Raw genomic sequence first — 21568 nt, 5'->3', positions numbered from 1 at the left:
CCCCGGGCCACCGGGGGGGCGGCCCGGGGGGGGCCCCCCGGCGGGGGGGGGCGGGGGGGGGGGGGGGCCCCCCCCCCCGGCCCCCCCCCCCCCGGCCGGTCCGGGGGCGCACGCCCTGGGGCGTGTCCGGCTTTTCCTGCCGGGGGAGACCCCGGCGGCCGTCAGATCTCGCCCAGCGTGACCTGGGCCGTCTTCCGCTCCCCGTCGCGCAGGTACGTCACCGTGACCTTCTGCCCCGGCCTGTCCGAGGCCAGTGCCTCCGACAGGGAGGTGATCGTGGTGACCGGCATGTCGCCGATCCCGGTGATGATGTCGCCCGGCCGCAGGCCCGCCTTCTCCGCGGCCCCGCCCCTGCCCACCCTGACCAGGGCCACCCCGGCCGGCTGGTAGTTCTGGTCGACGACCGTGCGCCCGGTGATGTTCAGGGCGGCCCGGCCCGAATCGATGACCCGGCCGTTCTTGATGATCTGGTCGGCGACCGTCTTCACCATCGACACCGGGATCGCGAACCCGATTCCCGGCGCCGCGCTGCCGCCCAGATCGGGGTCCGTCGCCGCCAGCGTCGGGATGCCGATGACCTCGCTGTTCAGGTTGACCAGGGCGCCCCCGCTGTTGCCCGGGTTGATCGCCGCCGAGGTCTGCACCATGTTCGCGATCGTCGCGCCCGTGCCACCGCCGGTGCGCTCCTCGCTGACGGTCCGGCCGACCGCGGAGACGATGCCCTGCGTGACGCTGGAGGACAGCCCGAGCGGTGAGCCCATCGCCAGCACGATCTGTCCCACTTCGACCTTGTCCGAGTTGCCGAACTTCGCCGGTTTCAGCCCCTTCGGCACGGCGCCGAGCTTGATGACGGCCAGGTCCTGTTCCGGATAGGTGGCCACCAGCGAGGCGCTCAGCGTCTTCTCTCCGGTGGCGGTCGTGACCTTGAACGTCCTCGTGTCACCGACCACGTGGGCGTTGGTGACGATGTGGCCCTTGGCGTCGTAGACGACACCGGACCCCAGGCCCTCGGCCGCCTCGATCTGTACGACCGACGGCAGCACGTTCTTGATCACGGTCTCGTACTGGCTCTGCAGGTCGGTGCCGGCGGCGGCCTGGGAGACGGAGCCCTGTCGCGACGAGGCCGGCGTGGTGGTGGCGCCGGACTCCTGCGAACCGGTGTTCGCGCCCGAGCAGCCGCTCACCAGGGCTATCGCGCAGGCACCTGCGGTCATGGGCAGCAGCAGCCGATGCACACGGCGGCGGGAGTGGATTGCGTCCATGTCCGGATCATTGCTTCCGGCCCCGGCGGCGGCCCGCTGTGATCGGCCGACCGGGTGACGCGGAGGGCCCGGCGCCCGCACCCCGCCCGGCCCGCCACCGGGAAGGCGGGAAGGGCGGAACGGGCCGTGACGCGTGGGGAGCGTCAGCCTCCCCGTACGCCGCAGAGATGCAGCAGGGCGGCCACCCGGCGGTACGGATCGGTCCTGCCGGCCCGGTCCTCCACGGCCAGGATCCGCTCCAGTTCGGTGGCGGCGGGCAGTTCCACGTCGTTGTTCACGTTGTCCGTGAAGACGCGCACCCCGTACCAGGCGTGCAGCGGCGCCGCGATCCCCGCGAGGGTGGACGTCAGGGCGTCCAGCCGGTCGGCCCGCACCGCGAGACCGAGCCGGTTCGTGTACGCGTCGGTGTCGAAGGCGTACAGCGCCGCGTCCCAGTCCCCGGCGTTCCCGGGCCGCATCGCCAGCGCGTCGGCGTTCCGCACGAGCAGCGAGAGCAGCCCGCCGGGGGCCAGCATCCGGGCCAGCCCGGCCAGCAGCGCGTCCGGTTCCCGGACGTACATCAGCACACCGTGGCAGAGGACCACGTCGAAACTGCCCGGCAGGAAGTGCACCCCGGTGTCCAGCCCGTTGCCCTCGATCAGCCGCACCCGCTCCCGGATGCCCGCGGGCTCGCCGCCCAGCGCCTCACGGGCCACCCGCAGCATCTCGGCTTCGGACTCCAGCCCCGTCACGGTGTGCCCGGCGCGGGCCAGGCGCAGCGCCTGGGTGCCCTGCCCCATCCCGACGTCGAGGATGCGCAGTCGCTGACCGACCGGGAAACGGGCGGCGATCTGCTCGTCGAGCTGTCGGGCGACGAGCTCCTGGCGCACCGTGTTGCGCAGCCCGCCGAGTCCCTTCAGCCACGCCGAGGACGCCCCCGAGAAACCGCTCACGGGAACGATGTCGCCCGGCGAACCGGCGGGCGCGCCGCCGGACGAGCCGGAGATGTCTCTGCTCAGGGCCTTTCTCCGCGCTTGACCTGCGGCTTCGGCAGCCGGAGCCGACGCATCTGAAGCGTACGCATCAGCCCATAGGCGACCGCGCCGCGCTTGGGGGTGTCGGGGAAGCGCTCCTTCAGCTGCTTCTTCAGGCGGAACGACAGACCGACCGAGTCGACCACGATCAGGACGATCACGAAGAGCCAGAGCAGGAGCGAGATGTTCTGGATGTTCCGTACCTGGATCACACTGAGGACCAGGATGATCACTGCCATCGGCAGGAAGAACTCCGCGACGCAGAAACGCGAGTCCACGTAGTCGCGGACGAAGCGCCGCACCGGGCCCTTGTCGCGGACCGGCAGATAGCGCTCGTCGCCGTTGGCGAGCGCCTCGCGCTGCCTGGCGAGATCGGCGCGGCGAGCCTCGCGCTGCCGCTTCATGGCCTCCTTGCGGTCCAGCGGCGCGCCGCTGGAGGCGCGACGGCGCTGCGACTGGGAGTCGCTGCGCTTGGGGGTGGGGCGACCCTTGGGTGCCTGCGGGTCGCGGGGCTGCTTGGAGAGGTCCGCCGTCACCTTGTCGGTGGGCGCCTTCTCTTCCTTCGAACGGCTACGGAACACAAGGCCCAAGGGTACGGGGTCGATCGCCGCACCCCCAGGCCGGTCGGGAACGATCCGGCAACGGACCGCGTCCTCACAGGTGTCACCATGGGTTCCGCACAGGTGTCGCGCCGGTTCACCGGGCCGTCGCCTACTCCCTGGGCCGGAGCGGTGACCGGCCGCAGTCGTCCTTGGGGAGGAGCACATCCGTGCTCGAACAGTGCGGTAATAGAGGCAGGGCCCGTACTGTGGGTTCTGTTGGAGTGCTGGAGCTCAGTCCGTCAGAAGGGGGCGCGCGAAGCCCATGAGCGGTGTCATGAAGCGTATGGGGATGATCTTCCGCGCGAAGGCAAACAAGGCCCTTGACCGGGCCGAGGATCCGCGCGAGACCCTCGATTACTCGTATCAGAAGCAGCTGGAGCTGCTTCAGAAGGTGCGCCGCGGTGTTGCCGACGTGGCCACGTCCCGCAAGCGGCTGGAACTGCAGCTGAACCAGTTGCAGGGGCAGTCGTCCAAGCTGGAGGACCAGGGCCGCAAGGCGCTCGCGCTCGGCCGCGAGGACCTGGCACGCGAGGCGCTTTCCCGGCGTGCCGCGCTCCAGCAGCAGGTCACCGACCTGGAGACGCAGCATTCCACGCTGCAGGGCGAGGAGGAGAAGCTCACCCTCGCGGCCCAGCGGCTGCAGGCCAAGGTCGATGCCTTCCGGACCAAGAAGGAGACCATCAAGGCCACCTACACCGCCGCCCAGGCGCAGACCCGGATCGGCGAGGCCTTCTCCGGGATCTCGGAGGAGATGGGCGACGTCGGCCTCGCGATCCAGCGGGCCGAGGACAAGACCCAGCAGCTCCAGGCCCGGGCGGGCGCGATCGACGAACTGCTCGCCTCCGGCGCCCTGGACGACCCGTCCGGAACGGCCAAGGACGACATCGCCGCCGAGCTGGACCGGATCTCCGGAGGCACGGACGTCGAGCTGGAGCTCCAGCGCATGAAGGCCGAGCTGGCCGGCGGCCCCGCCCAGCAGGCGATCGAGGGCGGCCCGCAGGACGCCGCCCAGCAGCAGTCGTCGCAGTCCCCGCACAAGTTCGACAAGAGTTGAGGCAGCGTCATGATCGTACGGATCATGGGGGAGGGCCAGGTCGCCCTGGCCGACAGTCATCTCGCCGAGCTCGACAGGCTCGATGACGAACTGCTGGCCGAGATCGAGAGCGGTGACGGTACCGGTTTCCGCTCCACCCTCCACGCGCTCCTGGCCAGCGTGCGCGAGTTCGGCACACCGCTGCCGGACGACTCCCTGGAACCGTCCGAGCTGATCCTGCCGTCGCCCGACGCGACGCTCGAAGAGGTGCGCGCGATGCTCCGTGACGACGGCTTGATCCCGGGCTGACGCACCTCTCGCACTCCAGCACCCGCACCAAGCCCCGCCCCGGGCCCGGTTCGCCGGACCCGGGGCGGGGTGCGTCCGGGGGCCGCCGTCGTGTCCGGTGGAGGGCCGCCCCGGTCCGCCGTCCGCCGCCTGATCGAACCACCCGGACGGAATGCACGCGACACGCCGTAACGTGGCTTGACGTGACCACCCTCGGAACGGGCGTGCTGCGTGCCCGGCACTGGCTGCGCGGCCATCCCCTGGCGCTGGACGCCGCGCTCGCGCTGGCCGCGCTCGTTTCCATGATCATCGGGCTGTTCGTCCACCCCGGCGCGCCGGACGACACGGCCCTCGGTTCCCGCAGTCCCGATCCGAGCGGCGTGTTCATGATGGTGCTCGGCGCCGTGGCGCTCGTCTGGCGGCGCCGCAACCCCATGGCGGTGCTGGCCGTCACCGCCGGGCTGACCGTCGTCGAACTGATGGTCACCGACCCGCCGATACCCGCGGTGATGAGCACCGTCATCGCCCTGTACACGGTCGCCGCCCGCACCGACCGGCCCACCACCTGGCGGGTGGGTCTGCTCACCACCGCGGCGCTGACGGCCACCGCCATGTGCCTGGGCGCACCGCCGTGGTACAGCCAGGAGAACTTCGGCGTCTTCGCCTGGACCGGCATGGCCTGCGCCGCGGGGGACGCCGTCCGCTCCCGGCGCGCCTTCGTCGACGCCATCAGGGAGCGGGCCGAACGCGCCGAGCGGACCCGTGAGGAGGAGGCCCGGCGCCGTGTCGCGGAGGAGCGGCTGCGGATCGCGCGCGACCTGCACGACGTCGTCGCCCACCACATCGCGCTGGTCAACGTGCAGGCCGGGGTGGCCGCCCACGTCATGGACCGGCGGCCCGACCAGGCCAAGGAGGCGCTGGCCCACGTCCGGGAGGCGAGCCGCAGCGCGCTCGACGAACTCCGGGCCACGGTCGGACTGCTGAGGCAGTCCGGCGACCCGGCGGCGCCGACCGAACCGGCCCCCGGGCTCGCGGTCCTCGACGCACTGGTGGACACCGTGCGGCGGGCCGGACTCCCCGTCGAGGTGGCCTGCACCGACCGCGGCTCCCCGCTGCCCGCGGCCGTCGACCTCGCCGCGTACCGGGTCATCCAGGAGGCGCTGACCAACGTCCGCAAGCACGCCGGGACCGGTGCGAGGGCCGAGGTCAGCGTCGTACGGGTCGGGACCACCGCCGAGATCACCGTGATCGACAACGGCACCGGCGGCGGCCACAACGTGGACGGCGGCGGCCACGGCCTGCTCGGCATGCGCGAACGCGTCACCGCACTCGGCGGAACCCTCACCGCCGGGCCCCGCTACGGCGGCGGGTTCCGGGTGCATGCGATCCTGCCCGTCGAGGCCCGGACGGCAGAGCCCCAGGAGCCGGGCACGGCGGGCCGGACGGGGGAGAACGCATGACACCGCCCATCAAGGTGCTGCTCGTCGACGACCAGGCGCTGTTGCGCAGCGCGTTCCGGGTGCTGGTCGACTCGGAGGCCGACATGGAGGTGGTCGGCGAGGCGGCGGACGGCGCGCAGGCCATGGAACTCGCCCGTTCGAACCACCCGGACGTGGTGCTGATGGACATCCGGATGCCGGGCACGGACGGGCTCGCCGCGACCCGCCTGATCAGCGCCGATCCGGAACTGGCGGACGTACGGGTGGTGATGCTCACCACCTTCGAGGTGGACGAGTACGTCGTGCAGTCGCTGCGGGCCGGGGCGTCCGGCTTCCTCGGGAAGGGCGCGGAACCGGAGGAACTGCTCAACGCCATCCGCGTCGCGGCGGCAGGCGAGGCGCTGCTCTCCCCGGCCGCGACCAAGGGGCTGATCGCCACCTTCCTCGCGCAGGGGGGCAGTTCGGACGCCGACGGCCCGGGCTCCGCGGCGTACTCCGAGCGGCTCGCCGCGCTCACCGGCCGGGAGCGCGAGGTGCTCGTCCTGGTGGCGGGCGGGCACTCCAACGACGAGATCGCGGAGCGGCTCGCCGTCAGCCCGCTCACCGTGAAGACCCATGTGAACAGGGCCATGGCGAAGCTGGGCGCCCGGGACCGGGCACAATTGGTGGTCATCGCGTACGAATCGGGTCTGGTGCGCCCCAGGGTGGAGTGAGGGGTGGAGACGGGGCGTACTCCACCTGCGGTATGCGCGGTCGCGGAAAGCGACCTGGGGCCGAGGCTTTCGGCCCTGTCGATGAGCGATTGTGTATGTGGGCCGGGTCTGTCCCCCAGTCACCCGCCCATCTGCCGCGCAAGCCACAGAGGAGAGACCTCACCCATGTCCTGGCTGTCCAGATTCAGCCTCGCGCAACGGGCCCTGATCGGACTGATCTCGATCGTCGCCCTTGTCTTCGGAGCGATCGCGATACCGCAGCTCAAACAGCAGCTGCTGCCCACCATCGAACTGCCGATGGTGTCGGTGCTCGCCCCCTACCAGGGCGCGTCCCCCGATGTGGTCGAGAAGCAGGTGGTCGAGCCGCTGGAGAACGCCATCAAGGCGGTCAACGGCGTCACCGGCATCACCTCGACCGCCGGCGAGGGCAACGCCGTCATCATGGCGTCCTTCGACTTCGGGGACGAGGGCACCAAGCAGCTCGTCGCCGACATCCAGCAGGCGGTGAACCGTACCCGCTCGCTGCTTCCCGACACCGTGGACCCGCAGGTCGTGGCCGGTTCGACGGACGACATCCCGACCGTCGTCCTCGCCGTCACCTCCGACAAGGACCAGCAGGCGCTGGCCGACCAGCTGGACCGCACCGTCGTCCCCGCGCTTGAGGACATCGACGGCGTCGGCCAGGTCTCCGTCGACGGCGTGCGGGACATCCAGGTCTCCGTCACGCCCGACGACAAGAAGCTCGCCGGGGCCGGTCTGAACACCGCGACGCTCGCCGAGGCGCTGAGGTCGGGCGGCGCGACCGTTCCCGCCGGTTCCTTCTCCGAGGCGGGCAAGAGCCGCACCGTCCAGGTGGGCGGCCCCTACACCTCGCTGAAGCAGATCGAGGACCTGCGGATCGTCCCGAAGGACAAGAGCACGGGCAAGTCCGGCGAGCCGGTCCGGCTCGGTGACGTCGCCACCGTGAAGCAGCAGCCGTCCACCGCGGTCTCCATCACCCGCACCAACGGCCGTCCGAGCCTCGCCGTCGTCGCCACGATGGACAAGGACGGCAGCGCCGTCGCCATCTCGGACGCCGTCAAGGACAAGCTCCCCGACCTGCGCAAGGACCTCGGCTCCGGCGCCGAGCTGACCGTCGTCACCGACCAGGGCCCCGCCGTCTCCGAGGCGATCTCCGGCCTGACCACCGAAGGCGCCCTCGGCCTGGTCTTCGCGGTCGTGGTGATCCTGCTCTTCCTCGCCTCGCTGCGCTCCACCCTGGTCACGGCGGTCTCGATCCCGCTCTCCGTGGTCCTCGCGCTGATCGTGCTCTGGACCCGCGACCTCTCCCTCAACATGCTCACCCTCGGCGCGCTGACGATCGCGATCGGCCGCGTCGTCGACGACTCGATCGTGGTCCTGGAGAACATCAAGCGCCACCTCGGCTACGGCGAGGAGCGCCAGTCGGCGATCATCACCGCGGTCAAGGAAGTGGCCGGCGCGGTCACCTCCTCGACCCTCACCACGGTCGCCGTGTTCCTGCCGATCGGACTCGTCGGCGGCATGGTCGGCGAACTCTTCGGCTCGTTCTCACTGACCGTCACCGCGGCCCTGCTGGCGTCCCTGCTGGTCTCGCTGACCGTCGTCCCCGTCCTGTCGTACTGGTTCCTGCGCGCCCCGAAGGGCACCGTCGAGGACCCGGACACGGCCCGCCGCCAGGCGGAGGAGAAGGAAGCCCGCAGCAGGCTCCAGCGCCTGTACGTCCCGGTGCTGCGCTTCGCCACCCGGCGACGGGTCACCAGCATCGTCATCGCCTTCGTGGTGCTCTTCGGCACCTTCGGCATGGCCCCGCTGCTGAAGACCAACTTCTTCGACCAGGGCGAGCAGGAAGTCCTCTCCATCAAGCAGAAGCTGGAGCCCGGCACCAGCCTGGCCGCGGCCGACGAGGCGGCCAGGAAGGTCGAGAAGGTCCTCACCGGCGACAAGGCCATCAAGGACTACCAGGTCACCGTCGGCTCCTCCGGCTTCATGGCGGCGTTCGGCGGCGGCACGGGGGCCAACCAGGCCTCGTACCAGATCACCCTGAAGGACGCCGGTGACGCCGAGGCCGTGCAGAAGCGCCTCGAAACGGAGTTCGGCAAGCTCGACGGCATCGGCGACACCGCCATCTCCGCCGACGGCGGCTTCGGCAGCCAGGACCTCAGCGTCGTCGTCAAGGCCGCCGACGCGGACGTGCTGAAGAAGGCCTCCGAGCAGGTACGGGCCGAGGTCGCCAAGATCAAGGACGTCACCGACGTCCGGAGCGACCTCGCACAGAGCATCCCGCGGATCTCCGTCAAGGCCAACGAGAAGACCGCCGGGGCTGGTTTCGACCAGGCCATGCTGGGCGCGGTCGTCGCCGGAGCGGTGCACGGCACCCCGGCCGGCAAGGCGACCATGAACGACACCGAGCGCGATGTCGTCATCACGTCCGCCCACCCGGCCACCACCATGGCCGAGCTGAAGAAGCTCTCCCTCGGAGCGGTCGAACTGGGCCAGATCGCCGACGTCGAACTGGTCCCCGGACCGGTCTCGATGACCCGGATCGACGGTCAGCGCGCCGCGACCGTCACCGCCCGCCCGGTCGGTGACAACACCGGCGCGATCAGCGCCACGCTCCAGACGAAGATCAACGCACTGAAGCTCCCGGACGGAGCCACCGCCAGCATCGGCGGCGTCTCCCAGGACCAGGACGACGCGTTCCTGAAGCTCGGCCTCGCCATGCTGGCCGCGATCGCGATCGTCTTCATGCTGCTGGTGGCGACCTTCCGGTCCCTCATCCAGCCGCTGATCCTGCTGGTCTCCATCCCGTTCGCGGCCACCGGCGCGATCGGCCTGCTCGTCCTCACCGGCACCCCGATGGGCGTACCGGCGATGATCGGCATGCTGATGCTCATCGGCATCGTGGTCACCAACGCGATCGTGCTGATCGACCTGATCAACCAGTACCGGGCCCAGGGCATGGGCGTCGTCGAAGCGGTCGTCGAGGGCGGCCGTCACCGACTCCGTCCGATCCTGATGACGGCACTCGCGACGATCTTCGCCCTGCTCCCGATGGCGCTCGGCGTCACCGGCAAGGGCGGCTTCATCTCGCAGCCGCTCGCGGTGGTGGTCATCGGCGGTCTGATCACGTCGACTCTGCTGACGCTGCTCCTGGTGCCGACGCTCTACGCGATGGTCGAACTCCGCAAGGAGCGCCGCGCGAAGAAGAAGGCGGACAAGCGCGCCAAGAAGGCCGGTGCGCCGGCCCCGGCGGAGCCTGCGCAGACCCCTTCCGAGGAGCCCGAGCCCGTGAAGGCCTGACCTGACCGGCATGACGAGGGGCCTGTCCCACACGCGCGTGTGGGACAGGCCCCTCGGGTTTCCGCTTGCTGCTTGAGCGCTGCACGGGCGCCCGGCTCGCCGAGTCGCTGGGGGACACCCTGCGGATCGCGGAGAGCCGGGGCGGGCGGTTGGGAAGCGGCGGGAACGCCGGCTGACAGAGGGGCGGCGGACGTCAGGCGGTCCCGCTTCCGCTGAGGGCCTGGACGATCCGGAGCCACGTCTCGCCGTGTGAATGGGTGTGCCGGACGCTGAGGGCGACGATCTCCTTCAGCAGCCGGGCACGGATCGCCTCGGGTGCGCGGGGGAGGAGCGTGGCAAGCTCGTCCGGCTCGATGCCCTCGACGACTCCCGAGAGCACCATGCCCGCCTGGGCGTGGGCGAGGGAGGACAGCCTGTCGTCGAAGACCTGGCCCTCGATGGCCGCCGCGTGCAGCAGCGCGTTGCCGTCCCCGGCCGCCAACGCCCTTTCCACGTAAGCCTGGAGGGCGTCGCGGTCCTCGACGAGGCGGTACGCGGCGTCCAGTCCTTCGGCGCCGGCGATATCGAGGACGGCGACGTGCGCGAGCGGGGTGTCCTCGGACGGCTGGGCCTGAAGGACGCGCGGGTGGTCCTGGAGGAAGGCCCGTGACTCCGCCCAGTCGGCGCAGTCCACCCACTCCGCCACCTGCTCCGCGAGGATCAGGGGATCGTACGCGGCGGTCACGCCATGGGCGAGGACGGCCTCGCGGAGCGCGACGTGCTGCTGCGCGGTGTGGCGGTCCAGGAGCGCCAACTCGTCGAGTGCTGTCGCTGTCTCCTCGCCGCCGAGCACTTCCGCGTTCCGGGACCAGACATCGCGTGACTGGGGCCAGTTGGGCGCGAACATCCAGGAACTGACGAGGTTCACGGTCTCCGGCGACAGGGTGAGCCAGGCCGGTCCGTGGGAACCGGTCTCCGCCTCCCACGCCGTGCGGACGGATTCGGGATCGCCGTACGCGCGCAACGCCCGGCGGGCCCGTACGGTCACGACGTCAGCGCCGCCGTCCGACGCGGATTTCCCGTTGAGAACGGCCACGAGCTCGCGTACGCCGGCCGAGGCCAGGGGCGCGGGACAGTCCAGCAGGAAGATGCTCCGCTCGACACCGAGACGGCGGCCGGTCGCGGGGTGGGCGGACGCGAACTCCGCCACGGTCTCGTCGAATCGCCGGACCGCCGACCCGTGGTCGTCGGTGCGGACGAGCGCCCGCGCCAGGTTGACGAGAGCGGAGACCAGGTCCGCCTCGAAGGCGCCGGGATTCTCCAGCGCCAGCGTCCGGTAGGCGGCGACCGCTTCCTCCGCCGCGCTCGCAGCTCCTTCGGCGTCCTGGTTCGCCCCCAGGTGCTTGCTGAGATTCTGGAGGGAAAGAGCCAGATCGGGGAGGTGGGCGCTGCAGAGTTCACCGACGAGTCCACGCAGGATTCGGACGCCCTCCCCGGCCGCACCCAGGGCTTCCTTCCGGCTGCCGGTGGCGGCGAGATTCTGGGCCAGAGTGCCGAGCGAGCCCGCGAGTGGGGAGCGGAGAGCGGGCTCACGTTCGGCGAGTTCACGGAAGAGGGCGACAGCTTCCTCCGAGGCACGCAGTCCCGCCATCGGGTCTTCGGCCCTGCACAGGTGAGCCGCGAGATTGGTGAGTGCCGTGGCCAGGTCCTGCCGGAAGACGGCGGGCTGCTGCGCGGCGAGTGCGCGGCGGAGGGAGACGGCTTCCCGGCCCACCGCGAGCGCCCCCGAGACATCACCCAGGGCCGCGCGATGGTTGCCGAGGTTGCTGAGGGCGGTCGCGTACTCCGGCAGAAAGGCGTCCGGGTCCTCAGCGGCCAGACGCCCGTAAAGGGCGGTCGCTTCCTCGGCGTTGGGCAGGGCCTTCGCGGGCTCACTCGCGGAGACGAGCTGCATGGCGAGGTTGTTGAGCATCGCGGCCAGTCCCGGGAGGGCCGCTGTCGGCCGGTCCCGGGTCAGCTCGCGCTGGATGCGTACGGCCTCGCGCGCGAGCAGGACCGCTGATGCCCGGTCTCCCGCAGCGGCCGTCTTGGTGGCCAGGGAGGTCAGGGAGCGGGCGAGATCCGGCTGAAAGACATCGGGGTGCCGCGTAGCGAGCCCCGCGTACATGCGCGCGGCATCCCGGGCCGGAGCGAGGGCGCCCGCGTGGTCCCCGGTGGCGGAGATCCGGTCCGCCAGGTTGTGGAGGGCGCCCGCCAACTGCGGCTGGAAGGCGGCCGGATGCCGCGCGACGAGTTCCCGGCAGAGCTCCACGGCCTCCCACGCGGGCGCCAGGCACTGTGCGAGATCACCGACGTCCTCCCGGTGCACGGACAGATTGGTCAGGGAGCCGGCCAGGGCGGACCGCAGGACGGCGGGGCGGCGTTCGACCAGCCGGCGGTTGGCCCGGACCGCCGCCTCCGCGTGCGAGAGCGCGCCCTCGTGGTCTCCGATGGACTTGAGGCTGCTGGCGAGATTGGTCAGGGAGGAGGCGAGAGGGGCCAGGAACTCATCGGGGTGCGAAGCGGCGAGCTCTTTGTAGATGTCCACGGCCTCCTGCGCGGGTGGTACGGCGGCCCGGCGCTGCCCGACTGCTGCCAGGCTCGCTGCCAGGTTGGTCAGCGTGGCGGCGAGGCCGGGGCGGGACGCCCTCGGAGTCCGCTTCACGAGCTGCCGGTAGATGCCGACGGCGTCCAGCGTGAGGGCGAGTGCCCCCTCGCGGTCACCGATATCGCTGACCCGTCGGCCGAGACTGCCCAGGGCGAGAGCCAGGTCGGGGAGGGCCGCGCTTCCTCCCGCGTCGGCCAGGCTCCGCTGGAGCTCGACCGCTTCGCGCGCCGGCGGCAGCGCCCCTTCACGGTCGCCGGTGGCGGCGTACGCATTGGCGACGTCGATGAGGGTGCGTACCAGCGCCGTACTGAACGCTCCGGGAACGCTGCGCTCCAGCTCCCTGTACAGGGCGAGTGCCTCCCGCGCCGCACCCAGCGCACCGTCCAGATCCCCTTCCGCCCCGAGCCGCTCGGAGAAGCGGTGCAAGGCCTGGGCCAGAAACGGCGCCGCGCCCGCCCCGGCCCGCTCCACCAGCCCCCACAGCATCCCGATCCCCGGTGCACCCGCCCGCGCCGCGTGCAGCGCCAGCCCCCGCGCCACGTACGGATCGACCGCTCCCCAGTCGTAGCCCACCGCTCGCCGCTCGACATACGCGACGAGCGCGGCCAGCACCGCCTCGCCGGCCTCACCGCCCCCCGGCCCCTCCCGCCCCGCGAGGTACGACACGAACTCGCGGTGGTACAGCCGGAACACCGCCTGCCCGTCTTCCACGTCCTCGACGACATAGCGGCCGTACGCGGACAGCACCCAGTCCACGTCGCTCTCGTCGTACGACACGTCACCGCCGCCCAGGGCCCCGGCGACCTCCTCCCACACGCCCCCGGCGGGCATCCCGCGCCCGGCCGTCCACGCCAGCGCGGTCAGCAGATCCCGTGCGGCGGAAGGCAGTTCGGTGCCGTCCGCCCGGACCCGTACCGGCCCCGCCCGCAGGTCCTCCTCGAACGCGGCCTCGACGGAGCCCGGCAGTCCGGCCGGCCACCGGTCGTCCTCGGCGCCACGGCTCCTCGCCAGCAGCGAGCCCGCCACCAGCCGCGCGAACAGGAACCCGCCCCCCACTCCCGTGGCAAGCGACGCGACTGCCTCGCCCGTCTCCCGCGCCCGGTCCTCCGGGACACCGGCCGCCTCGCACCGACGGAACACGTATTCGGCGATGTCCTCCTGCGTGTGCGGTTCCCGCTCCAGGTCCGCGGTGGTGACACCCGTGCCGATCAGCCGGGCGAGGGCGTCCGGCAGGGTCTCGTTCCCCCGTCCGTCCTCCTCGACACGGCTGCGGAACGCCCGGTCGCGGGAGCCGAGCAGGACCGGGCTCGTCCGGCTGAGCGGGAAGACCAGCTCCTCGATCACGGCGCGGAGGTGCTCGGCGGGCACCTCGTCCAGGCCGTCGAGCACCAGCACCGGCTGCGGGGACAACTCGCGGAGCTCGCCCCGGAAGTCGTCGGCGTTGCGGGGCTCCGGCAGTCCGAGTTGCCGGGCCAGGTCCGAGGCCGCCTGGAGAGGGCTCAGGCCTCGCAGGTGCACGGAGGCGAGGGAGCGGCCGGGGCGCAGGCCCGGGTCCGGGTCGTCCTCGCGCAGGCCCCCGTACGCCTCGGTCGTCTTCCGCCGCAAGGGATCGGTGAGCGTCGCGATCCGGCCCAGCACTGCCGACTTGCCGCAGCCCGCCGGGCCGGTCACCAGGAACAGCCCGGCCTCGTCCGCCTCCAGCCATGCGGCGATCCGGCCCAGCACCGCCTTGCGGCCCGTGAAGAACCAGCCCTCCTCGCGGTACCCGACCCCGCGAGCCGCGAGCACCAGGTGCTCCACCAGCCGGGCGGGTGCCCCGGGCACATGGCGCGGGTTCGGGAAGACCGGCCGCCCGGTGCCGAGCGTGGCGGGCACCGGTGTCTGCCCCTCGCCGCGCCATCGCTCGCCCAGCGCGGCCAGCAGGTCCGGGCCGCTGACGAGCGCGTTGTGGGCGCTCCACGCGGAGCGGTACCCAGTGGTGGCAGGGCCGGCCCTCAGTACCTCCGCCAATGCGGTGAGCAGGGGGCCGCTGCCGTCCGACGTCTCGTTGCGCCGGCAACTCGCCATGATCCCGAACCACTTGGCCTGGCCGGGAGGCGTGGAGGTGGCCTCCCAACGCCGCCGAGCCCTCTCCAGGCCCCGGCCCACCGCGTCCCCCGCGTGGCAGGTGTCGATGATCACCAGGATCTGGTCGGCACCCGAGGCCACCGCGTCATCGACCAGTGTCTCGGCCGAGACGCCCCGCTTGCGGGCGCGTGCGTCACGCATCACCTGCTCCACGTCGAGATCCAGGTCGCAGAGCGCGAGGCGCAATTCGTCGTCGATCAGCACACCGTGCCCCGACCAGACGATGATCGCGGGCTTCGCCGCCCCCGTCTCCCGCCAGTCCTCGCCCCAGGCGGTGAGGGCCTCGTCGAAGGCCGTCCAGGACGGATTCCCGCCGCCCGCCACCTGCACCGCGATCCCCAGGCCCTCCAGCAGTCCGGCGATCTCCTCCATCTGGGCCACTGCCCCCGTCAGCCGGGGAAAGCTCCGCCGGTCGGCATACTCCTCGCACACCACGCACAACGCCGTCCCCACCGGCTCGCGTTCGTCGTTGCCTGCCATGCCCGCCACGCCCGCCTCACTCGCCATCGTCCGCCCCGCCCTCCAGCACCAGCACCAGCGCGGTCATCACGACATGGCCCGTGTTCCCCGTACTCACCCGCACCCGGTGCGGCCCCGCCGACAGCCCGGCCAGGCGTGCCACGTAACGGCCTTTGCCCAGATTGTTCAGCGTCCGCGCCGGTCCGCCCTCGGCCGCCGCGAGGACGGCCACCCGGTCGTGGCCCCGTATGTCCGGCGGGACCGCGGCCCGCAGCTCGTACACCTCGCCCTCGACGATCGTGTCCGGGGCGTCCACCACCAGCGGGATGTCCGCGACCTCCGGGCCCCGGTGCACCGGCAGGTCCGGGGTGAGCCAGTTGTAGAGGTTCTGGCGCAGCGCCGTGTTGTTCTGGAGCGAGCCGTGCTTCTCCCAGGGCGTGAGCGCGGGCCGTCCCGCCGCCCCCACATGGGCGCTGGAGAGCCTGGGCACGCGGCCGTCGCCGCCCTCGTCGGTCCCGTCGATCGTGAGCAGTCCGGTCAGCTTCTCGCCCCGGACCTCGGCGGTGGTCGGGGTCGGCTGGAGCACCCCGCTGATCGGTACGTACTCCACTCCGTACGCCGCCCCCGCCCCGGACTCCCGCAGCGCCTCGTGGAAACGGGCGGCGTCCTCGATCAGTGCCGCGTCGGTCCCGGGCAGGCCGGTCACCTCACGGGCGTAGCGCAGCGGCTCGCCCGGCGCGGTGATCAGCGCGGCGTAGTCGGGGACGAGCTGGTGGAGGGACGGAAGGCTGCGGGCGAACGAGGCGAGGCCGGTCCTGGCCGGGCCCACCCCGTTGACCAGGTGGAGGAGGGCATCCAGGGAGCCCCGGTAAGGGGTCCCGAGCGTGATCACGCGGCGCGTCACCTCCGCGCCGCCGCGCCGCTCCACGTACTGGCGGGCGACCAGACCGCCCATGGAGTGGCAGATGAAGACCACCCGGGCCTCCGCCCGTTCCGGTGCCGAGGCCCGCCAGCGGCCGAGCTCCTCGTCCACCCGCTCGGCCAGCCGGTCCGCGTTGTAGCGGCAGGACAATCGCCAGTCGTAGGCGAAGCCGATCAGATTGGCGGGGGTGCCCGGTTCGTCCTCCCCGCGCCGGCGCCGGAGGGTGAAGTTGTTCTCCAGCCACTCCAGGAAGCCGTCGTAGCCGTCCACGAGCGTTCCGATGCCCAGCAGCCCGTGCAGGTCGCGCATCGGACCGAGCGGGCGCACACCGTCGCCGGGGTGCCCGTCGCCCAGGTCCGGGGGCAGCGCCAGGCCCGTGACGGACCGGCCGAACGTACGGATCCCGCGGAGGAGGGCCGGGCCCGAGAGGCCCCAGACCTCGCGCCCGTCCGCGTCCGCCAGCCGACTGCCGAGAATGCCCGGGACGACGACCACCACGTCGTGGACCCGGCTGCGAGACGTCATGTGGCGCCGTACCCCCGTGAATGCGCGCTTGCTGCCATGGATAAGGCAGCGTAATGACGAAGGGGGCTGTTCGAGTGCCGTATGGGGGAAACCGGGCGGCTCGGGGCGTTCCACACCCGTATACGAGCGCGAGGCCCGGTCCACCGGCCGTCCAACGGTGGACCGGGCCTCGTGGCCAGGCCGTGAGCAGTACCCGCTACGGCAGCGCCAGCATCCGTTCCAGCGCCAGCTTCGCGTACTTCTCGGTCTCCGGGTCGACCTCGATCCGGTTGACCAGGTTGCCCTCGGCCAGCGACTCCAGCGCCCACACCAGGTGGGGCAGGTCGATGCGGTTCATCGTCGAGCAGAAGCAGACCGTCTTGTCGAGGAAGACGATCTCCTTGTCCTCGGCCGCGAACCGGTTCGCCAGGCGGCGCACCAGGTTCAGTTCGGTGCCGATCGCCCACTTCGAGCCGGCCGGGGCCGCCTCCAGGGCCTTGATGATGTACTCGGTCGAGCCGACGTAGTCCGCCGCCGCCACGACCTCGTGCTTGCACTCCGGGTGCACCAGCACGTTCACGCCCGGTATCCGCTCGCGCACGTCGGCGACCGACTCCACCGAGAAGCGGCCGTGCACCGAACAGTGCCCGCGCCACAGGATCATCTTCGCGTTCCGCAGCTCCTCGGCGGTCAGGCCGCCGTTCGGCTTGTGCGGGTTGTAGACGACGCAGTCCTCCAGGGACATCCCCATGTCCCGGACCGCGGTGTTCCGGCCGAGGTGCTGGTCGGGCAGGAAGAGGATCCTGGCCGCCCCGGACTCGCGCTGCCCGAAGGCCCACTCCAGCGCCCGCTTCGCGTTGGAGGAGGTGCAGATCGTGCCGCCGTGCCGGCCGGTGAAGGCCTTGATGTCGGCCGAGGAGTTCATGTACGAGACGGGCACGACCTGCTCGGCGATCCCGGCGTCGGTCAGCACGTCCCAGCACTCGGCGACCTGCTCGGCGGTGGCCATGTCGGCCATGGAGCAGCCCGCCGCCAGGTCCGGCAGCACGACCTTCTGGTCGTCCGTGGTCAGGATGTCCGCGGACTCGGCCATGAAGTGCACACCGCAGAAGACGATGTACTCCGCCTCCGGGCGCGCCGCCGCGTCCCGGGCGAGCTTGAAGGAGTCACCGGTGACATCGGCGAACTGGATGACCTCGTCGCGCTGGTAGTGGTGACCGAGGACGAAGACCTTGTCCCCGAGCTTCTCCTTGGCAGCGCGGGCACGCTCCACCAGGTCCGGGTCGGACGGGGAGGGCAGGTCGCCGGGGCACTCGACACCGCGCTCGCTCCTCGGGTCGGCCTCGCGGCCGAGCAGGAGCAGCGCGAGGGGCGTCGGCTGGACGTCGAGATCCTGGACGGGGTGGGCCGTGGTCACGTCACGCACCCTTTCTTCTCTGCGGAGGTGCCTTTTCGTCTAATTGACGCTATCTATCATATCTGCTTCGCGTCACTTTGACGACGGCCATAGCGTCGATGTGACGCATCCCCCGGCGCGACCCGTGTGCGAGCATGAAGGGAACAGGCAAGCGCGCGGCCCGGAATGAATCCGCGGTCCGGACGGTTGCAACGTCGGCAAGCAGTCTCCGTACAACCCCGGGAGAGAAGCAGATGTCCGTATCGGACGACACCACCACCGTGAGCGACGGCATCCTCCTGTCCGACGCCGCCGCCGCGAAGGTCAAGAACCTGCTGGAGCAGGAAGGCCGTGACGACCTGGCGCTGCGCGTCGCCGTCCAGCCCGGCGGCTGCTCGGGCCTGCGTTACCAGCTCTTCTTCGACGAGCGTTCGCTCGACGGCGACGTCGTGAAGGAGTTCGACGGCGTCAAGGTCGTCACCGACCGGATGAGCGCTCCCTACCTCGGCGGTGCCTCCATCGACTTCGTCGACACCATCGAGAAGCAGGGCTTCACGATCGACAACCCGAACGCCACGGGTTCCTGCGCCTGCGGCGACTCCTTCAGCTGAGCCCCGAGGGCGGAGTTCCCGGCCGCGACGGCGGCGGAATGCGACAGAGGCGGCGACCCCGGACCCCGGGGTGCCGCCTCTGTCGTGCCCGGCGGACCCGCACGCGGGTGCGTGCGCGCCGGGCGCCGGATGTCAGGCGCGGGGCACGCGACCGCCCGATGCCGCGTCGACCACCGTGCGGTCGCCGAGCGGCGCGTCCAGCGTCACCGTCCTGGTGAGCTCCTTGGCGAGCATGATGCAGGCCTTCTTGTCCTCCTGCTTCGCCTCGGTCACCGTCACCCGTACCGTCTTCGCGTCCTCCGCCGCGCTCGCCGTGTAGGTGCCGCACGCCCCGCCCCAGAACGTCACCGACAGGTTCCGGCCGTCCGCGCCGTACGACAGGACCTGCCGCGAGGCCCCGGTCCCGTCACTGCCGTCGCCCGGGCCTGCCGGAGAGGTACCGGCAGAGGAGCCGGGCGCCGCCGGGGCGTCCTTCGTCAGGTACGCGGGATCGACGGCGACCTGCGTCACGGTGGTGCCGGTGCCGCCCGCGGCCGGTCGCACGGAGAACAGCCAGGACGGCACGAGCGTCCGCTCGCCCGCCACGTACTGGGCCGACAGCCCGAAGACCGCCTTGTCGACCGTCACGGTCGTGGCCGCCCGCTCCGCCCCGGTCCGCGCGCCGCAGCGCGCCTTCGGCGACTTCAGGCCGTTCTCCAGCGGTACGGGATCGGCACACCCGCCGATGCCCGCGCGTCCGCCCGCACGGGACGACGACCCGTTCAGCTGCTTCAACGCCTCGCCCGCGCTGATCACCGGATAGCTGTCCCCCTTCTTCAGGGGTTTCAGCCGGCCGCTTCCGCCGGCCACTTCACCGTCCGGGCCCACCTGGATCCCGGTCGACCAGCCGTACGTGGGCAGTCCGCCCACCTTCGGGTCGGCGTTCACCACCCGTGTGGAGCCCATGAGCTGGCGTGCGTCGAGGGCGGCACCGTCCTGACCGGCCGCCTTGAGGACCGGTGCCGCGGCGGCCCTGGCCGCGCTCTCGTCCACCGGTGAGCCGTTGTCGCCCGGAGCGATCTTCCCGCTCGAACAGGTCGACGTGCCCGTGCAGTCGTCGGTACCCCCGGAGCCGTACCGGGCGAAGGTCCAGGCGCCCGGGGCCTGCTTGTCCACCCGCAGGACCGGCCCCGAGCCGTCCTTGACCGGGCCCACCGTCCAGGACGTGCCCTCGGCCCGCGGCGCGCCCGCCAGCCCCAGCGCCTTCGCCAGCCGGGCCACCTCGTCCGCCGTGACCGCGCCCTCCGCCCGGTGCACCTCGGCCCGGCCCGGCCCCTGGGGAAGCTCCCCGGACGCCCGGTAGACCACCCGGCCGCCGTGCGGATCGGGCTCCCCGACCGCGATGCCCTGCGGGGGCCCGTCCGGCGACGGGGCCGGATCATCGGCCCGCTCGTCCAGGGCCAGCGGGGGAGGCGTGGGGGCCGGGCCGCCCGCCGTGCCGCCACCGCCCCCGCCGTCGTTGTCCGCGGCGGTCGCCGCCCAGTACGCGCCACCGCCCCCGGCCAGCAGCACCGCCGCCGCCACCGAGGCCACGGCGAGTCGCGAACGCCGCCGAGGGCCGGTCACATCGTTGTCGGGTCGCTCGGTGCTCACCGGATTCGCTCCTTCGCCTGCGTTGCCGTCACGGACCGTAACCGGTCCGTCGTGCGCCCCATGGACGGGGCAACGATGGGACGGGGCGCGGGCGCGGGCGGTTCCCCCGGCGGCGGCGGATTCCCCCGACCGGGTGGCGCGATCCGGCGGGCCCGCCCGGCGGGACGGCCGGGGGCCGGTGCGGGGCGGCGGGCTCCTCGGGGCCTGCCGACGACCTCGTGTGTGCTCGGAGCCTGTCGGGTGGCCTCTGACCGGGCGGACCCGGCAGGCTCTCAGTCGCCGTACTCGGACATGGTGTCCACCAGGCGGGCGGAGGTGTCCGGAACGGTCACGCCGTGGATCCGGGACGGGGCGACCGGAGCGGCGGCGGACTTCGCGTGGGCCGCCCAGCGCGGGCTCATGCGCGCGCAGTCGCCGCGCAACTCGGCAAGGCTGATCTCGGTCTCGTCCGTAACGGTCTCGCGCGTGGCGATGTGGTTCGACATAACCGCACCGTAGGCATCACACGTCTGGGGAAGAAAGCCCTACTATCGGGTAGTTTCCCCGTCTTCAGGGCGGCTGCGGGGAACGGGTAGCGTGAACTGTCACGCCGCCCCGGGAACACCGTCACCCGTTTCCCCCGATCTCCACAGGAGCAGTCTCCCCGTGCGAATCGCAGTCACCGGCTCCATCGCCACCGACCACCTCATGACCTTCCCCGGCCGTTTCGCCGACCAGCTGGTCGCCGACCAGCTGCACACGGTCTCGCTCTCCTTCCTGGTCGACAACCTCGACGTGCGCCGGGGCGGTGTCGCCGCCAACATCTGCTTCGGGATGGGCGTGCTGGGCACCCAGCCGATCCTGGTCGGCGCGGCGGGCGCCGACTTCGACGAGTACCGTGCCTGGCTCGACCGCCACGGCGTCGACACCGGCTCGGTCCGGATCTCCGAGGTCCTGCACACCGCCCGGTTCGTCTGCACCACGGACGCGGACCACAACCAGATCGGCTCCTTCTACACCGGGGCCATGAGCGAGGCCCGGCTGATCGAGCTGAAGGCCGTGGCCGACCGCGTCGGCGGCCTCGACCTCGTCTCGATCGGCGCCGACGACCCCGAGGGCATGCTCCGCCACACCGAGGAGTGCCGCTCCCGCGGGATCCCGTTCGCCGCGGACTTCTCGCAGCAGATCGCCCGCATGGACGGCGAGGAGATCCGCATCCTCCTCGACGGGGCCACGTACCTCTTCTCCAACGAGTACGAGAAGGGGCTCATCGAGTCCAAGACCGGCTGGACCGACGAGGAGATCCTCTCCAAGGTCGGCCACCGGGTCACCACGCTCGGTGCCCGCGGCGTCCGGATCGAGCGGGTCGGCCAGGAGCCGATCGAGGTCGGCTGCCCGGAGGAGGACAGCAAGGTCGACCCGACCGGTGTCGGCGACGCCTTCCGGGCAGGTTTCCTCTCCGGCCTCGCCTGGGGCGTCGGCCTGGAGCGCGCCGCCCAGGTCGGCTGCATGCTCGCGACCCTGGTCATCGAGACCGTCGGCACCCAGGAGTACACCCTGCGCCGCGCCCACTTCATGGACCGCTTCACCAAGGCGTACGGCCACGACGCCGCCGCCGAGGTCCGCGCGCACCTGAGCTGA

General features: G+C 71.9%; 15 protein-coding genes. 7 read left to right on the top strand and 8 right to left on the bottom strand.

Going from position 1 to position 21568, the window contains the following annotated elements; all coding sequences use genetic code 11:
- Positions 1 to 161: 161 nt before the first annotated feature.
- The 3 genes from ACF1CT_RS16210 to ACF1CT_RS16200 all read right to left on the bottom strand — a co-directional run bounded on the left by ACF1CT_RS16210 (position 162) and on the right by ACF1CT_RS16200 (position 2856).
- Positions 162 to 1262 (bottom strand): S1C family serine protease, encoded by a 1101-nt coding sequence (locus tag ACF1CT_RS16210; protein WP_391784460.1) that lies wholly within the window; start codon positions 1260 to 1262, stop codon positions 162 to 164.
- Positions 1263 to 1405: 143 nt separating this feature from the next.
- Positions 1406 to 2161, bottom strand: a complete 756-nt coding sequence (locus ACF1CT_RS16205; RefSeq protein WP_391784498.1) for a class I SAM-dependent methyltransferase — start codon at positions 2159 to 2161, stop codon at positions 1406 to 1408.
- 95 nt (positions 2162 to 2256) lie between these two features.
- Positions 2257 to 2856 carry a DUF3043 domain-containing protein gene (locus ACF1CT_RS16200; protein ID WP_391784459.1) on the bottom strand — a complete coding sequence of 200 codons (600 nt, stop codon included), beginning with the start codon at positions 2854 to 2856 and terminating at the stop codon, positions 2257 to 2259.
- 295 nt (positions 2857 to 3151) lie between these two features.
- Between ACF1CT_RS16200 and ACF1CT_RS16195 the strand changes: the two genes are divergently transcribed.
- From ACF1CT_RS16195 to ACF1CT_RS16175, 5 genes are all read left to right on the top strand, one after another.
- The gene (locus ACF1CT_RS16195; protein WP_391784458.1) at positions 3152 to 3931 is read left to right on the top strand and encodes a PspA/IM30 family protein; all 780 of its coding nucleotides are present in this window, start codon (positions 3152 to 3154) and stop codon (positions 3929 to 3931) included.
- 9 nt (positions 3932 to 3940) lie between these two features.
- A complete protein-coding gene (locus ACF1CT_RS16190; RefSeq protein ID WP_391784457.1) occupies positions 3941 to 4219 on the top strand; it encodes a hypothetical protein in 279 nt (92 codons plus the stop codon).
- Positions 4220 to 4401: 182 nt separating this feature from the next.
- Positions 4402 to 5658: a sensor histidine kinase gene (locus ACF1CT_RS16185; protein WP_391784456.1), complete on the top strand. Its 1257-nt coding sequence runs from the start codon at positions 4402 to 4404 to the stop codon at positions 5656 to 5658.
- The gene (locus ACF1CT_RS16180) at positions 5655 to 6350 is read left to right on the top strand and encodes a response regulator (RefSeq protein ID WP_391784455.1); all 696 of its coding nucleotides are present in this window, start codon (positions 5655 to 5657) and stop codon (positions 6348 to 6350) included. Before ACF1CT_RS16185 ends, ACF1CT_RS16180 begins: the two co-directional genes overlap by 4 nt.
- 165 nt (positions 6351 to 6515) lie before the next feature.
- Positions 6516 to 9671 (top strand): efflux RND transporter permease subunit, encoded by a 3156-nt coding sequence (locus ACF1CT_RS16175; protein ID WP_391784454.1) that lies wholly within the window; start codon positions 6516 to 6518, stop codon positions 9669 to 9671.
- Positions 9672 to 9864: 193 nt separating this feature from the next.
- Here ACF1CT_RS16175 and ACF1CT_RS16170 read toward each other — a convergent pair whose 3' ends face one another.
- The 3 genes from ACF1CT_RS16170 to nadA form a co-directional block, all read right to left on the bottom strand.
- Positions 9865 to 14931, bottom strand: a complete 5067-nt coding sequence (locus tag ACF1CT_RS16170; protein ID WP_391784453.1) for a tetratricopeptide repeat protein — start codon at positions 14929 to 14931, stop codon at positions 9865 to 9867.
- Positions 14921 to 16330 carry a hypothetical protein gene (locus tag ACF1CT_RS16165; RefSeq protein WP_391784452.1) on the bottom strand — a complete coding sequence of 470 codons (1410 nt, stop codon included), beginning with the start codon at positions 16328 to 16330 and terminating at the stop codon, positions 14921 to 14923. Before ACF1CT_RS16165 ends, ACF1CT_RS16170 begins: the two co-directional genes overlap by 11 nt.
- A 196-nt stretch (positions 16331 to 16526) precedes the next feature.
- A complete protein-coding gene (nadA, locus tag ACF1CT_RS16160) occupies positions 16527 to 17735 on the bottom strand; it encodes a quinolinate synthase NadA (RefSeq protein WP_391784451.1) in 1209 nt (402 codons plus the stop codon).
- 224 nt (positions 17736 to 17959) lie between these two features.
- Here nadA and erpA point away from each other — a divergent pair, with 224 nt between their 5' ends.
- Positions 17960 to 18316, top strand: a complete 357-nt coding sequence (erpA, locus tag ACF1CT_RS16155; protein ID WP_391784450.1) for an iron-sulfur cluster insertion protein ErpA — start codon at positions 17960 to 17962, stop codon at positions 18314 to 18316.
- A 132-nt stretch (positions 18317 to 18448) separates the two neighbouring features.
- Here the strand turns inward: erpA and ACF1CT_RS16150 are convergent, their stop codons facing one another.
- Positions 18449 to 19948, bottom strand: a complete 1500-nt coding sequence (locus ACF1CT_RS16150; protein WP_391784449.1) for a hypothetical protein — start codon at positions 19946 to 19948, stop codon at positions 18449 to 18451.
- Positions 19949 to 20220: 272 nt separating this feature from the next.
- Entirely contained in the window at positions 20221 to 20433 is a 213-nt protein-coding gene (locus tag ACF1CT_RS16145) for a hypothetical protein (protein ID WP_391784448.1), read from the bottom strand.
- Between the two features lie 160 nt (positions 20434 to 20593).
- Here ACF1CT_RS16145 and ACF1CT_RS16140 point away from each other — a divergent pair, with 160 nt between their 5' ends.
- Complete coding sequence (locus ACF1CT_RS16140; protein WP_391784447.1) at positions 20594 to 21568, top strand: carbohydrate kinase family protein; 975 nt, start codon at positions 20594 to 20596, stop codon at positions 21566 to 21568.

Origin of the sequence: Streptomyces sp. NPDC014734, from assembly GCF_043083325.1 — a bacterium.
In the GTDB taxonomy this organism is placed as follows: domain Bacteria; phylum Actinomycetota; class Actinomycetes; order Streptomycetales; family Streptomycetaceae; genus Streptomyces.
This window is presented reverse-complemented; position numbering and strand designations above follow the sequence as displayed.

Excerpts from the sequence above, each read along its gene's own strand:
- ACF1CT_RS16190 (WP_391784457.1), top strand. The coding sequence starts at position 3,941 with ATGATCGTACGGATCATGGGGGAGGGCCAGGTCGCCCTGGCCGACAGT.
- ACF1CT_RS16195 (WP_391784458.1), top strand. The coding sequence starts at position 3,152 with ATGAAGCGTATGGGGATGATCTTCCGCGCGAAGGCAAACAAGGCCCTT.
- ACF1CT_RS16145 (WP_391784448.1), bottom strand. The coding sequence starts at position 20,433 with ATGTCGAACCACATCGCCACGCGCGAGACCGTTACGGACGAGACCGAG.
- ACF1CT_RS16210 (WP_391784460.1), bottom strand. The coding sequence starts at position 1,262 with ATGGACGCAATCCACTCCCGCCGCCGTGTGCATCGGCTGCTGCTGCCC.
- ACF1CT_RS16165 (WP_391784452.1), bottom strand. The coding sequence starts at position 16,330 with ATGACGTCTCGCAGCCGGGTCCACGACGTGGTGGTCGTCGTCCCGGGC.
- ACF1CT_RS16170 (WP_391784453.1), bottom strand. The coding sequence starts at position 14,931 with ATGGCGAGTGAGGCGGGCGTGGCGGGCATGGCAGGCAACGACGAACGC.
- ACF1CT_RS16175 (WP_391784454.1), top strand. The coding sequence starts at position 6,516 with ATGTCCTGGCTGTCCAGATTCAGCCTCGCGCAACGGGCCCTGATCGGA.
- ACF1CT_RS16180 (WP_391784455.1), top strand. The coding sequence starts at position 5,655 with ATGACACCGCCCATCAAGGTGCTGCTCGTCGACGACCAGGCGCTGTTG.
- erpA (WP_391784450.1), top strand. The coding sequence starts at position 17,960 with ATGTCCGTATCGGACGACACCACCACCGTGAGCGACGGCATCCTCCTG.